This window comes from Tabrizicola sp. (assembly GCF_034366665.1).
Lineage (GTDB): Bacteria > Pseudomonadota > Alphaproteobacteria > Rhodobacterales > Rhodobacteraceae > Tabrizicola.
Window position 1 is genome coordinate 1 of sequence record NZ_JAXMMF010000043.1, and the last position, 13,695, is coordinate 13,695.

The 13,695-nt window shown below is 67.1% G+C and carries 14 protein-coding genes and 1 pseudogene; 3 read left to right on the forward strand and 12 right to left on the reverse strand.

The annotated features are described in order from the left end of the window. The 10 genes and pseudogenes from U1E69_RS05715 to U1E69_RS05760 form a co-directional block, all read right to left on the reverse strand. Nucleotides 1–76 (reverse strand): annotated as a pseudogene (locus U1E69_RS05715) (translation initiation factor IF-1); the annotation flags it as partial. A 101-nt stretch (nt 77–177) separates the two neighbouring features. Further along, nucleotides 178–1,791 carry an AMP-binding protein gene (locus U1E69_RS05720; protein ID WP_322243400.1) on the reverse strand — a complete coding sequence of 538 codons (1,614 nt, stop codon included), beginning with the start codon at nt 1,789–1,791 and terminating at the stop codon, nt 178–180. A gap of 9 nt (nt 1,792–1,800) precedes the next feature. After that, nucleotides 1,801–2,199, reverse strand: a complete 399-nt coding sequence (locus U1E69_RS05725; protein ID WP_322243401.1) for a RidA family protein — start codon at nt 2,197–2,199, stop codon at nt 1,801–1,803. Then, nucleotides 2,192–2,602 carry an acyl-CoA thioesterase gene (locus U1E69_RS05730; protein ID WP_322243402.1) on the reverse strand — a complete coding sequence of 137 codons (411 nt, stop codon included), beginning with the start codon at nt 2,600–2,602 and terminating at the stop codon, nt 2,192–2,194. Before U1E69_RS05730 ends, U1E69_RS05725 begins: the two co-directional genes overlap by 8 nt. A 1-nt stretch (nt 2,603) precedes the next feature. After that, nucleotides 2,604–3,053 carry a cupin domain-containing protein gene (locus U1E69_RS05735; protein ID WP_322243403.1) on the reverse strand — a complete coding sequence of 150 codons (450 nt, stop codon included), beginning with the start codon at nt 3,051–3,053 and terminating at the stop codon, nt 2,604–2,606. 12 nt (nt 3,054–3,065) lie between these two features. Continuing rightward, on the reverse strand, nt 3,066–4,202 hold the full coding sequence (locus tag U1E69_RS05740) for an acyl-CoA dehydrogenase family protein (protein WP_322243404.1): 1,137 nt from the start codon (nt 4,200–4,202) through the stop codon (nt 3,066–3,068). Between the two features lie 58 nt (nt 4,203–4,260). Beyond that, nucleotides 4,261–5,073, reverse strand: a complete 813-nt coding sequence (locus tag U1E69_RS05745; protein WP_322243405.1) for an enoyl-CoA hydratase family protein — start codon at nt 5,071–5,073, stop codon at nt 4,261–4,263. Beyond that, nucleotides 5,070–5,498 (reverse strand): MarR family transcriptional regulator, encoded by a 429-nt coding sequence (locus U1E69_RS05750; RefSeq protein WP_322243406.1) that lies wholly within the window; start codon nt 5,496–5,498, stop codon nt 5,070–5,072. The genes U1E69_RS05745 and U1E69_RS05750 overlap by 4 nt, the downstream gene beginning before the upstream one ends. Next, entirely contained in the window at nt 5,495–6,232 is a 738-nt protein-coding gene (locus tag U1E69_RS05755; RefSeq protein ID WP_322243407.1) for an SDR family NAD(P)-dependent oxidoreductase, read from the reverse strand. The genes U1E69_RS05750 and U1E69_RS05755 overlap by 4 nt, the downstream gene beginning before the upstream one ends. Then, nucleotides 6,229–8,514, reverse strand: coding sequence for a bifunctional salicylyl-CoA 5-hydroxylase/oxidoreductase (locus U1E69_RS05760; protein WP_322243408.1), 2,286 nt, complete (start codon nt 8,512–8,514; stop codon nt 6,229–6,231). The genes U1E69_RS05755 and U1E69_RS05760 overlap by 4 nt, the downstream gene beginning before the upstream one ends. Nucleotides 8,515–8,644: 130 nt before the next feature. Here U1E69_RS05760 and U1E69_RS05765 point away from each other — a divergent pair, with 130 nt between their 5' ends. The 3 genes from U1E69_RS05765 to U1E69_RS05775 are packed head-to-tail and all read left to right on the forward strand — an operon-like array spanning nt 8,645 to nt 12,102. Then, a complete protein-coding gene (locus U1E69_RS05765; RefSeq protein ID WP_322243409.1) occupies nt 8,645–9,772 on the forward strand; it encodes a 3-hydroxyacyl-CoA dehydrogenase in 1,128 nt (375 codons plus the stop codon). Beyond that, nucleotides 9,769–10,944, forward strand: coding sequence for an acetyl-CoA C-acyltransferase (locus U1E69_RS05770; RefSeq protein ID WP_322243410.1), 1,176 nt, complete (start codon nt 9,769–9,771; stop codon nt 10,942–10,944). Before U1E69_RS05765 ends, U1E69_RS05770 begins: the two co-directional genes overlap by 4 nt. A gap of 51 nt (nt 10,945–10,995) precedes the next feature. Then, nucleotides 10,996–12,102: a hypothetical protein gene (locus U1E69_RS05775; RefSeq protein ID WP_322243411.1), complete on the forward strand. Its 1,107-nt coding sequence runs from the start codon at nt 10,996–10,998 to the stop codon at nt 12,100–12,102. Here U1E69_RS05775 and galE read toward each other — a convergent pair whose 3' ends face one another. Together galE and U1E69_RS05785 are read right to left on the reverse strand one after the other, a co-directional pair. Then, nucleotides 12,103–13,089, reverse strand: coding sequence for a UDP-glucose 4-epimerase GalE (gene galE / locus U1E69_RS05780; protein WP_322243412.1), 987 nt, complete (start codon nt 13,087–13,089; stop codon nt 12,103–12,105). Nucleotides 13,090–13,104: 15 nt separating this feature from the next. Then, the coding region (locus U1E69_RS05785) for a calcium-binding protein (protein ID WP_322243413.1) at nt 13,105–13,695 on the reverse strand (591 nt) is incomplete at its 5' end.

Below are 13,695 nucleotides of genomic sequence, written 5' to 3' on the forward strand. Positions count from 1 at the left end.
GTTCGACCCTGAATGTCGCGTTCGGCAGGAGTTCCTTCACGACACCGGGGAATTCGAGAATGTCTTCCTTGGCCATGGTCTCTCCATTGCAGATGGGCCCGCAGGTTGGTCCCCGCAGGCTTCCGGGGGGCGATATGCCCCCGATGGGGGCGGGATTCAAGCGGATTCTGGAATGGGTCAGGTCCGCAGGCGGAAACGCTGGATCTTGCCGGTCTGGGTCTTAGGCAGCGCGTCGGTAAAGATCACCCGGCGGGGATACTTGTAGGGCGCGATGGCACGCTTGACGTGGTCCTGCAGGATCTTCACCAGAAGGTCCCCCGGAGCATGGCCAGCCGCCAGCACGACATGCGCCTCGACGATCTGGCCGCGCTCTTCGTCGGGGGAGCCGATGACAGCACATTCAAGCACGGCGGGGTGGGAGAGGAGGGCCGCCTCCACTTCCGGCCCGGCAATGTTGTAGCCCGCGCTGATGATCATGTCGTCGGACCGCGCGGCAAAGTGGAAGCGGCCGTCCTCATCCTGCCAGAAGCTGTCGCCGGTCAGGTTCCAGCCGTCGCGGACGTATTTCTTCTGCCTCGCGTCCGAGAGATACCGGCACCCCGTCGGCCCCCGCACGGCCAGCCGCCCGACTTCCCCGCGGGGAAGGTCGGTCATGTCCTCGGTCACGATCTTCGCCTCGTAGCCCGAAACGGGGCGGCCGGTACAGGCGGGGCGGTGGTCGTCGAAGCGGTTGGTGATGAAGATATGCAGCATCTCGGTGGCACCAATGCCGTCCAGCATCGGCTTGCCGGTCTTGGCGATCCATTCGTCGTAGACCGGGCCGGGAAGCGTTTCGCCAGCACTGACCGCCGCGCGCAAGGACGACAGGTCGGCCCCTTCCGCCATCGCCTTCAGCATCACCCGGTAAGCGGTGGGGGCCGTGAAACAGACCGTGGCACGGTGCTTCTGGATGATCTCGATCATGTTCGGCGGGCTTGCCTGCTCCAGAAGCGCCGCCGCGGCCCCAAAGCGCAGGGGAAAGACCGCGAGGCCCCCAAGGCCGAAGGTGAAGGCCAAGGGTGGAGAGCCGACGAAGACATCCTCGGGCGTGACCCCCAGCACCTCCTTGGCATAGCCGTCGGCGATGATCAGGAGATCGCGGTGAAAGTGCATCGTGGCCTTCGGCTCGCCCGTCGTGCCCGAGGTGAAGCCCAGCAAAGCCACGTCGTCGCGCCCCGTCGGCACCGCCTGGAACTTCACCGACTTCGACAGGGCAACCCGGTCCAGCTCCGCATCGTGGTTCGCCGTCCCGTCAAACCCCACCACCGTGCGCAAGTGCCGTGAGCCCTTGGCACAGGTGACAAGCTCCTCCATCAGACGGGTGTCGCACAGCGCATGGGTGATCTCGGCCTTGTCGACGATCTGCGTCAACTCGCCCGCGCGCAGCATCGGCATCGTGTTCACCACCACCGCCCCGGCCTTGGTCGCCGCAAGCCAGCAGGCCACCATCGCCGGGTTGTTCGCGCTGCGGATCAGCACGCGGTTACCGGGCTTGACCCCGTAATCCTCGACCAGCGCATGGGCGATGCGGTTCGACCAGTCGGTCAGCTCTTTGTAAGTGCGGCTGCGCCCGTTGCCGATCAGCGCCGTATTGTCGCCGAACCCCTTGGCGACCATCGCGTCGGTCAGCTCCACGCCGACGTTCAGCCAGTCGGGATAATCGAAACCGTCCAGCCTGATCTCGGGCCAGTCCTCCGCCGCAGGCAGGCGGTCACGGGTGAAGCTGTCGCTATGTCCGGTCGGTCCAAGCATGTCGGCCCCTCAGGTCTTTGGAATGACGGCGGTTGCCTCGATCTCGACCTTGGCCCGGTCCTCGACCAGCGCCACCACCTGCACCAGCGCCATCGCCGGATAATGCCGCCCGATGACTGCCTTGTAGACCGCCCCCAGGTCCTTCAGCCGGTCCAGGTATTCCCGCTTGTCGGTCACATACCAGGTCAGCCGCACCAGATGCTCCGGCCCCGCCCCGGCCTCGGCCAACACCTCGACGATCGACCGCAGGACCTGCTCGACCTGACCGACGAAGTCGTCCGTCTCGAACTCCTGGCTTGCGTTCCAGCCAATGATCCCGCCGGTAAAGACCATCCGGCCTTCCGCCGCGACGCCGTTGGCATAGCCCCGCGCGGCCTTCCAGTGACTGGGGTGAAGGACCTCATGCATCCTGCGTCTCCCTGTATGCTTCCAGCGCCGCCCGCATCTTTGCAGGCCAGGGCGCTGCCTTCATCCCGTCGATCCAGGCCAGCGTCATCACCGCCTGCATCCGTGGCCCGTCCGGCCCCGCCCCCTGCACCACCATGCGAACCGAGGACCCGCCCACCTTTTCCACCCTCAAGCTGAAGCGCACCTTGTCGCCCAACCGCGAGGGCTTCTGGAACACCGCCTCCATCGCCACTGTCGGCACGCCATTGTCGGCGCCAAAGTGCATGGAAGCGAACGAGCGCCCGACCACATCGGCAAAAAAGTTCTCGATGACCGAGTTCACCATCTCGAAATAGCGCGGATAGAAGACGATCCCCGCCGGGTCGCAATGGTTGAACTCGATCTGGATCAGGCGTTCGTACATGTCAGTCGTTGGCCTCGGGCGGCAGGAAGTCGACGTCATGGCGGGCCGAAACTTCGATGATCGCCGGGATGTCGGTCATGTCGTGCAAGGTCTCGAACAGCGCCTCCAGCTTGCCCGCCGGAGACACCCAGAAGAGCGCCTTAGCCGGCTTGTCGGACTTGTTGAAATAGCCATGCGGCACACCCTTCGGCATCCGCACCAGGTCCCCGGCCTTGGCCACCGACCAGACCCCGTCCAGCTTGAGGTGCAGCTCGCCCTCCTGCACCAGGATGAATTCGTCCTGATGCGGATGGACGTGGACGGGAACAAACTGCCCCGCCTCGCTGTTCGTCTCGAAGCTGAAGGTGGTGTCGCAGGAGGCCTTTGGGAAATACCGCTGCCCCAGGATGTTCAGCATCCGCCCGTGATACGCCTCGCCGTTGCGGGTGATCCCGCCGTTCAGGTCTGCCATGTCGTTCCTCCCCTATCCCAGAATGCTTCTGGCGATGATGATGCGCTGCACGTCACTTGCGCCCTCATAGATCCGCAACGCCCGGATTTCGCGGTACAGGCTTTCGACGGCGAAGCCGTGCCGGACCCCGTCGCCACCATGCAGCTGGACCGCCATGTCGATGACCCGCTGCGCGGCTTCGGTGGCATAAAGCTTCGCCATCGCCGCCTCGCGGCTGACCCGCGCCGCGCCCATGTCCTTCACCCAAGCCGCCCGATAGACCAGCAGCGCCGAGGCATCAATCTCCAGCGCCATGTCCGCCAGATGCCCCTGCACTAGCTGCAATTCCGCCAGCGCCTGCCCCTGAATCCGCCGCCCCTGCGTCCGCGCCAACGCCTCGTCCAGCGCCCGCCGCGCAAACCCCAGGGCCGCCGCGCCCACGGTCGAGCGGAAGACGTCCAGCACCGACATGGCGATCTTGAACCCCTCGCCGGGTTTCCCGATCAGCGCGTCGTCCGGAAGCTCCACCCCATCCAGCCGCAGATGCGCCAGGGGATGCGGGGCCATCACTTCGATCCGGCTGACCACTTCCAGCCCCCTGGTCGCCGCAGGCATCAGGAAAGCCGACAACCCTTTCGCGCCCGGGGCCTCCCCCGTCCGCGCGAAGATCACGTAGACATCCGCGATCCCGCCGTTTGAGATGTAGGTCTTTTCCCCCGACAACCGCCAGCCGCCCTGCACCCGCTCGGCCACCGTCGCCGTCGCCGCAACGTCGGACCCCGACCCCGGTTCGGTCAGCGCGAACCCCGAAATCGCGGCCCCGGAGCGCGTCCGCCCCAGCCACTCCCGCTGCTCACTGGTCCCGAACAGGCTGACCGCCCCCATCCCCAGCCCCTGCATCGCAAAGGCAAAATCCGCCAGCCCGTCATGCCGCGCCAGCGTCTCGCGGATCAGGCACAAGGACCGCACGTCCAGCCGCTCCCCCTCCGCAGCACCGGAGTGCTGCAGCCAGCCCCCGGCTCCCAGCGCCGCCACCAACCCCCGGCAGGCTGCATCCACATCATGATGCGACACCGGCAGATTTGCCGCGCACCAATCCTCCAAAGCCACCGCCAACTCACGATGGTGCGGCTCGAAGAACGGCCAGTCCAGAAAACTCGTGTCGCTCATTTCATACTGGTCCAAATATCCTCCGGGGGTCCGGGGGTGGAAAACCCCCGGTCCGCCCTCAATCTCCCTGAAACACCGGCTTTTCCTTGGCAACGAAGGCCCGGTAGGCCCGCTCGAAGTCCTTGGTCTGCATGCAGATCGCCTGAGCCTGCGCCTCGGCCTCGATGGCCTGCTCCAGACCCATGTTCCATTCCTGGTTCAGCTGGGTCTTGGTGATCCCATGCGCAAACGTCGGCCCGGTCGCCAGCCGCCGCGCCATCACCAGTGCCTCCGCCTCAAGCTGATCGGCCGGATGCAGCGCGTTCCAGAAACCCCAGGCGTGGCCCTCTTCGGCCCCCATCGTGCGCCCGGTGTACAAAAGCTCGGCCGCCCGGCCCTGGCCGATGATCCGGGGCAGCATCGCGCAGGCCCCCATGTCGCAGCCCGCCAGCCCGACCCGGGTGAACAGGAACGCACACTTCGCCGCCGGGGTCGCCAACCGCAGGTCCGAGGCCATCGCGATGATCGCCCCCGCCCCCACGGCCACCCCGTCCACTGCCGAGATGATCGGCTTGCCGCAGGAAATCATCGCCTTGACCAGATCGCCCGTCATCCGGGTAAAGGCCAGAAGCTCCTTCATCGGCAGCCCGATCAAGGGGCCGATGATGTCATGCACATCGCCACCCGAACAGAAATTCCCTCCGTTCGAGCCAAAGACAACCACGTCCACATCCGTCGCATAGACCAGTGCGCGGAAGGTGTCGCGCAGCTCGGCGTAGCTTTCGAAGGTCAGCGGGTTCTTGCGGTCGGGCCGGTTCAACCGGATCACGGCGACCCCGTTCTGCACTTCCCACAGGAAGTGCTGCGGCTTCAGGTCCGTCATATTGGTCATCGCCCCATCCTCTTCAGGATCGCCGTCATCTGGTCCAGCTCCTCGTCCGTCAGCCCCGCGAAGATCCGCGCGACCTCGGCCTCGTGCCGTTCGGCCATAACCTCGAACGCCTTCAGCCCTTCGGGCGTCAGCGCCACATGCACGGTCCGCCGGTCCACCTCGGACGGCGTCCGCAGCACCAATCCGTCTCCCTCCAGCCGGTCCACCACCGCCGTCGCATTGCCGTTCGAGACCAGCAGCATCCGCGACAACTCGCTCATCGTCACGCCCTCACGACGGCGATAGAGGGCTGCCATCACATCAAAGCGCGGCAGGGTCGTCTCATGCTTCAGCCGAAGATATTCCCGCAGCTCGTTCTCGGCGGCCCGGGTCACGCCCAGAAGCCGGATCCACATCTTCAGCCGCCGCTTCGAGCCTTCGCTCATACCTCGCCCCCCGAGATCGAAAGGCAGGCCCCGTTCACCCCGCTTGCGGCCCCCGAGGCGAGATACAACGCCGCTGCCGTCACCTCGGAGGGTTGGTAAAGCCGCCCCTGCGGGCTTAAGCCTTCCAGTGCCGCCCGCGCCTCGGCCAGCGACTTCCCGGTCTTTTCGGCAATCACCTGCACCGAATGGTCTGTCATCGGCGTATCCAGGAACCCCGGACAGATCGCGTTCACGGTGATCTTCTTCCGCGCCACTTCCAGCGCCAGGGACCGCACAAGGCCCACGACTCCGTGCTTCGCCGCCGCGTAGGGCGCGACCTTGGCATAGCCCTTCAGCCCCGCAGTCGAGGCCACGGCGATCAGCCGCCCCTCGCCCCGGAACTGGCCCAAAGCGTCGCGGAAGGTCAGGAAGACCCCCGTCAGGTTCACCGCAATCATCGCGTTCCACTGGGCCAGCGTCGTCTTCGCCATCACACCACTGTCCGCCGCCCCCGCGTTGGCGATGACGATGTCACATGGCCCCGCCTCCTCGTACATCCGCTGCACGGATGTCTCGTCGGTGACGTCCGCCTGCACCCAACGCGCGCCCAAGGGCTCGGCCACCGCGCGCAACGCATCCGCACGACGGCCCGAGATCACGACCTCGGCCCCGGCCCCGGCAAAGCCGCACGCAAGGTCGGCCCCGGCACCGGAGCCGCCCCCCGTGATCAGCACGCGCTTGCCCGCAAAGGTCATGCCCGGATCGCCTCTTGCGCGCGGGCCTGCAGCCGCAACGCCTGGTCGCGGCCATTGAGGTAGGGGTTCGGCCAGAATACCTTGTCATCCCCCGCCGCGACCGCCGCATGCAGCGTCCAGTAGGGGTCGGCCAGATGCGGCCGCGCCAGCGCCACCAGGTCCGCCCGACCGGCCAGCAGGATGCCGTTGACCTGATCCGGCTCGGTGATGTTGCCGACTGCGATGGTCGCCAGGCCCGCCTCGTTGCGGATACGGTCGCTGAACGGGGTCTGGAACATCCGGCCATAGACCGGCTTGGCGTCGGTCGAGGTCTGGCCGGCGCTGACGTCGATGATGTCGGCCCCCGCCGCCGCAAAGGCCTTGGCGATCTCTACCGCCTCGTCCGGGGTCACCCCTTCGTCACCCACCCAATCGCTTGCCGAGATACGCACCGACATCGGCTTCTCGGCCGGCCAGGCCGCGCGCATCGCGGCGAAGACCTCCAGCGGCCAGCGCAGGCGGTTCTCCAGAGTGCCGCCGTAGTCATCGGTCCGGATGTTCGATTTGGGGCTTATGAACGAGGAAATCAGATAGCCATGCGCCGCGTGAAGTTCGATCATGTCAAACCCGGCGCGCAACGCCATCTGCGTGGACGCGACGAACTGGTCGCGCACCCGGTCCATGTCCGCCCGCGCCATCGCCTTCGGCACCGCGTTCCGGCTGCTCCACGCGATCGGGCTGGCGCTCATCACCTCCCAGTTGCCCGACGCCAGAGGGGCATCCCCCTCCTCCCAGCCCAGTTGAGTGCTGCCCTTGCGCCCCGAGTGCCCGATCTGACAGCAGAGCTTGGCCTTGGTCTCGGCATGGACGAAGTCGACCAACCGCTTCCAAGCCACCTCATGTTCCGGCGCGTAAAGCCCCGGACAGCCGGGGGTGATCCGCCCCTCGGGCGAGACGCAGGTCATCTCGACATAGACCAGCCCCGCCCCGCCCTTGGCGCGCTCGGCGTAGTGGACGAAATGCCAGTCCGTGGGGCAACCGTCCACGGCCTTGTACTGCGCCATCGGGCTGACGACGATCCGGTTCTCCAGCCGCATGTCGCGCAGCTGGAACGGGGCGAAGAGGGGCTGGCGGCCCGGCTGACCCCCGGCCTGCGACTGGAACCAGTCCTCGGCCGTGCGCAACCACTCTGGGTCACGCAGGCGCAGGTTCTCGTGGCTGATCCGCTGGCTGCGGGTGAGAAGCGAATAGGCGAACTGCATCGGCGCCATGTCGAGGTATCGCTCGACCCGCTCGAACCATTCCAGGCTGTTGCGCGCCGCCGATTGCAGCCGCAACACCTCGACCCGGCGTTCGTCCTGATAGCGTTGGAACGCACCCTCCAGCGTCGGCTCCGAATGCAGGTAGTCGGCCAGCGCAATCGCCGAATCCATCGCCAGCCGCGTGCCCGACCCGATCGAGAAATGCCCCGTCGCCGCCGCATCGCCCATCAGCACGACGTTTTCGTGATACCAGCGCTGGCAGATCACCCGGGGGAACTGCATCCAGACCGCACTGCCGCGCAGGTGGGCGGCGTTCGACATCAGCTCATGCCCGTCCAGATGCGCGGCAAAGATCTTGCGGCAGGTCTCGACCGTCTCTTCCTTGGTCATGTCGGCAAAGCCCCAGGCATCCCAGGTCTCGGGCAGACATTCGACGATGAAGGTCGCGGTGTCGGCGTCGAATTGGTAGACGTGGGCCCAGACCCAACCATGCTCGGTCCGCTCGAAGATGAAGGTGAAGGCGTCGTCGAACTTGGCCTTGGTGCCCAGCCAGACGAACTTGCACAGCCGGGTGTCGATGTCGGGCTGGAAGACCTCGGCATACTCCCGCCGCACCAGCGAGTTGATGCCGTCGGTCGCCACCACCAGGTCGTAGTCCTTGCGGTAGTCTTCAGCGGTGCGGAATTCGGTCTCGAACTGCAGGTCGACGCCCAGCTCGCGCGCGCGGGCCTGCAACAGGATCAGCAGCGTCTTGCGCCCGATCCCGGCAAAGCCGTGCCCGCCCGACACCGTGCGGACCCCGTCGTGGATCACGGCGATGTCGTCCCAATAGGCAAAGTTGGACCGGATCGCCTCGGTCGACTGGGGGTCGTTCTTCTGCATCCGCCCCAGCGCATCATCCGACAGCACCACGCCCCAGCCGAACGTGTCATTCGCCCGGTTCCGCTCCAGCACCGTCACCTGGTGCGAGGGGTTCCGCAGCTTCATCGAGATCGCGAAATAAAGGCCCGCCGGCCCGCCACCAAGGCAAAGAACCTTCACCTGACCCTCCTCGAGTCCCTGTTCCCGCCAAGCCTGCCACCCGCCTTGAATAATTTCAAGCTTGAAATTTCCAGCTTGAAATTCCCCTGTGCTGGTGCAGGATGCGGGCAGCTGGCCCGAAAGATTTGAAATGGATGATCTGCCCACACTCGGCGTTGTCGGCCTTGGCATGATGGGCCTTGGCATCGCGCAGGTTTATGCACAGGCCGGTTTCCCGGTGATTGCGACCGACGCCCACCCCGCGGCCCGCGACAGCGCCCGCGACCGGCTGGCCGCAGCGCTGCAAACGCGCGTTGCGGCCGGGAAACTGACCATGTCGGACCGCGACCGGACGCTTGACCGGCTGACCGTGGCTGACGACCTTGCGGCGCTGGCCCCCTGCCAGCTGGTGATCGAGGCAATCGTCGAGAAGCTGGACGCCAAGCAGACCCTGGTCGCAGCCCTGGAAGGCATCGTCGCGCCGGACGCGATCCTGGCCACCAACACCTCGTCCCTGCCGATCCACGGGGTCGCCCAGGGCCTGCGCCACCCCGAACGCGTGCTGGCGCTGCACTTCTTCAACCCGGCCCCGGCGATGAAGCTGGTGGAACTGGCGCCCCACGCGGGAACCAGCCCGGACGCGGTCACTCGTGCCTCGACCTGGACCGAGGCTGCGGGCAAGACTGTCATCCGCTGCCCCGACCGTCCCGGCTTTATCGTGAACCGCTGCGCCCGGCCCTATTACGGCGAGGCGCTGGCCCTGCTGACCGAAGGCCGCAGTCCCACCGAGATCGACGCAGCCATGACCGCCGCAGGCTACCGGCTTGGCCCCTTTTCGCTGATCGACCTTGTCGGTGCCGACATCAACCTGGCCGCGACCGAAGGGATGCAAGCCGCGATGCAGGGCCATCCGCGCTACCACGTCTTTCCGCCGCTGCAGGCGCAGGTCGCCAGCGGCAACCTGGGACGCAAGTCCGGGCGCGGCTTCGTCTTTCCCGATCCGCCCGCTGCCCCCCCGTCCGACGCCGCAGCCCTGGCGCTGCGGATCGAGGCTGCACTGGTCAACGAAGCACACTGGCTTTTGTCCGAAGGGGGCACCACAGCCGAAGGGATCGACACTGCGATGCGTCTTGGCCTGAACTTCCCGCGTGGGCCGTTCGAGACGCTTGCCCGTCACGGCCACAGCGCCATCCTGCAGGAACTCGCCCGCCTTCGCGCCGCCGCGCCAGAGGTTCTGAAACCGCGCTATGACCCTGCCCCGGGCCTGGTGGCGACATGACCGAGGTCTTCCTTTGCGCCCACCGTCGCACCCCCATCGGCCGCTACGCCGGGGCGCTGGCCGCAGTCCGCCCCGACGACCTTGCCACCCGGGTCATCGACGGCCTTCTCGATCTGCACGACCTGCCCGTCGACGAGGTGATCTTCGGCTGCGCCAACCAGGCGGGCGAGGATAACCGCAACGTCGCCCGGATGGCCGTCCTCTTGTCCCGCCTTGGCCCCACGGTTCCGGCACTGACGGTGAACCGCCTCTGCGCGTCCGGCCTTGATGCCGTGATCCTTGCCGCCCGCAGCATCCGCGACGGCGCGGCGGAGGTCATCATCGCAGGTGGCGTCGAAAGCATGTCCCGCGCGCCCTTCGTGATGCCCAAGGCCGAAACCCCCTTCGCCCGCGCGCCCGAGATTTACGACACCACCATCGGCTGGCGCTTCATCCACCCCCGGATGGCGCAGACCTGGGGCACCGACAGCATGCCCGAAACTGCCGAAAACCTTGCGGCCGGGCACGGAATCAGCCGTCTGGACCAGGACCGCTTCGCCTTGCTGTCCCAGACCCGCTACGACGCCCAATGGCATGCGCAAGACATCCTTCCCGTCACTATCCCCAGCCGGAAGGGCGACACCACAGTCGCCACCGACGAACACCCCCGGCCCACAACGCTGGAAAAACTGTCCGCCCTTCCGGCCCCGTTCCGCACCCCCGGCACCGTGACGGCAGGCAACGCCTCTGGCGTCAACGACGGGGCGGCGGCTGTCCTTCTCGCCTCCTCGACCGCCGTCCGCCACTACGGCCTGACCCCGCTGGCCCGCATCGGTGCCGCCACATCGGGCGCGGTCGAACCCCGCGTCATGGGGATCGGCCCGGTCGAAGCCGCCCGCCGCCTGACCGACCGCACCGGACGCGCCGCGCAGGACCATGAGGTCATCGAACTGAACGAGGCCTTCGCCGCCCAGGTCCTTGCCTGCACCCGCGCCTGGGGCCTGGCCGACAACGACGCTCGCCTGAATACCTATGGCGGGGCCATCGCGATGGGCCACCCGCTGGGCATGTCGGGCGCGCGGCTCGCTGGCACCGCCGCCCGCCGCCTGGCCGAAACCGGCGCGCGCTCGGCCCTTGTCTCGCTTTGTGTCGGCGTCGGCCAGGGCGTCGCGCTAGAGCTGCTGCCTGCCTGACCTTGCGTCCCGGCGACCCTCGCGGCTAGCCTGCGTCAAAGGGAGGCCGCCATGACCCAAGCCATCGCCGCCAAAGGCATCCGCATCGACTTTGCGCCGCGCGGCGGGGTCCTGCAACGGATGGAGATCACGGACGAAGCCACCAGCATCGCGCCCCTGCACCGCGCGCCGTGGTCCCGCGCCGATGTCCCCGTCAATGCCCCCCCGCATGAAGAATGGCTGGCCGGCGACTTCCTTGCCGCCCCCTTCGGCGCAAAAGGACCCCACGGCCTGCACGGCCTGCCCGCCAACGGCGACTGGCGCGTCACTCCCTCCGGCCCCGGCACCCTGCGCGCGATCCTTGAAGGTGAGGTCCAGGGCGCGACCGTGATCAAGGAGCTGTCCCTGCAGGACGACCACCCGTTTGTCTATCAGCGCCATCTCTTCATCGGCGGCTCCGGCGCGCTTCCAGTCGCCAATCATGCGATGGTCTCTGTCCCGAATGGCGCCAGGCTGTCCTTCTCGCGCAAGCGCTGGTGGGAGACACTTGCCGAACCGCTGGAAACCACCCGTGGCCGGTCCCGTCTGGCCTATCCCCGCCGCACCGAGGACGCCGCGGAGTTTCCCGCAGCCGACGGCAGCAGCGTGAACCTGCACCGCTACCCCTGGGGCGAAGCCCACGAGGATTTCGTCGCCGGGATCGAGGACCCCACCTCGCGCCTTGGCTGGACCGCTGTCGTCCGCCCGACCGAGGGCGACCTTTTCCTGTCGCTTCGCAACCCGGCGCAACTGCCGATGACGATGCTTTGGCATTCCAACGGCGGCCGCGACTACGCCCCCTGGAACAGCCGCCACACCGGCTGCCTGGGTGTCGAGGAAGGCGCGGCGCTTCCCCTGCTGGGCCTCTCCTCGCGTGAGACGCCCGATCCCCTGACCGCCGCCGGCCAACCCGGCCTGGTGACCCTGGACCCGCAGGGCAGCACCGACATCCGCCACGTGATCGGCGCGATCCGCTGGCCTTCGGGGCAAACCGTCGCCGGAGTGATGCTGGATGGCGACCTCCTGACCATCACCGGGGACTGGGGGGCCGAACGGACGGTAGCCCTGCGCGGCAGCTGGCTTGGCATCGGCCAGCAGGGGGCGCAAAAACCCAAACCGGCCGCCGACTGGGATCTCTGACTAGGCGTCAAACCCCGGCTTCTGCGCCCAGGCCCAGGCATCGCCGATCATCTGCCGCAGGGTGGACCGCTGCGGCTCCCACCCCAGCTCCTGGATCGCATGGGTCGAGGACGACACCAGTGCCGCCGCATCCCCCGGCCGCCGCCCCCCGATCACCACCGGCACCTCGCGGTTGGTGACCATCCGGCTGGCATCGATCACTTCGCGGACCGAAAACCCGCGCCCCGTGCCCAGACAGAAGACGCCGTCGCCCTTCCCGTCCAGCAACCGCCGCAGCCCCAGCACATGCGCATCCGCGAGGTCGCTGACATGCACATAGTCCCGCACGCAGGTCCCGTCCGGCGTCGGATAATCGGTCCCGAAGACTGTCAACGCCGGTCGCTTGCCCGCCACGGCGTCAAGCATCAGCGGGATCAGATGCGTCTCGGGCGTGTGCTGCTCGCCCGCTTCACCTTCGGGGTCCGCGCCTGCGACGTTGAAATATCGAAAGATCACATGCGAAATTCCGGCGGAAACACCAAAGTCGCGCAGCATTTGTTCAATCGCCAACTTTGACCCGCCATAGGCATTGATCGGCCGCTGTGGTGTCTCCTCGGTCAGCAGCACCCCGTCCTGGTCACCATAGGTCGCGCAGGTTGACGAAAAGACAAAATTCCGCACCCCCGCCGCAGCACAGGCCTCCAGCAGGTTCAGCGCCCCGCCCACGTTGACCCGCCAGTAAAGACCCGGGTCCTGCATCGACTCGCCCACCAGCGACAGCGCCGCAAAATGCATGACGGCCGCCGGGCGATACTCGGCCAGCGCCGCATCGATGCTGGCCCGGTCCATCAGGTCGCCCTGCACCAGAGGCCCCCATTTTACCGCGCCCTTCCATCCGGTCGAAAGATTGTCGAAGACCACCGGCTCGAACCCGGCCCGCGCCAGGGCCTTGCAGGCATGCGACCCGATATATCCCGCGCCGCCCGTCACCAGCACCCTTATCGCCATCAAACCCGCCGTGCCTCACATGAACAGAATGTCGTCCAGAAGCAGGTTTGCGTTAAAAATTCCGTGAATGTCCAGAGTATTCCCATTGCCGAAATCGAAGTGTAGCCCCGCGTCCGTCACGGTTGCGCCGGCTAGAAGACTGGCAACCGAAGGCACCCCGCCTGATCCCGAACCCGCCCATAGCGCCCGGTCCAGCACGATCTTGTCTTCAATGTCACGGAAGTCCGCCACCACATCTGCCCCTAGCGAGAAAACGAAAGTATCGGCACCAGCCCGGCCCGCAAGCCAGTCGTCGCCCTCCCCGCCTTCCAATCTGTCGTTTGCCGCGCCCCCGTCCAGCGTGTCGGCCCCCGCGCCGCCCAGCAGCGTGTCGGTGCCGTCCTCGCCCAGAAGGTGGTCGTGGCCCAGCCCCCCCTCCAGCCGGTCGCCGTCGCGCCCGCCCTCCAGCCGGTCGTCGCCCTCGCCGCCCCACAGCGTGTCCCAGCCGTCGCCGCCCTGCAGGGTGTCGTTGCCCGACCGCCCGTCCAAGAGGTCCTGGCCCGCCAGACCCATGAGCCAGTTGTCCTGCCCGTCGCCCAGCAGCGTGTCGTGCCAGACCCCGCCCTG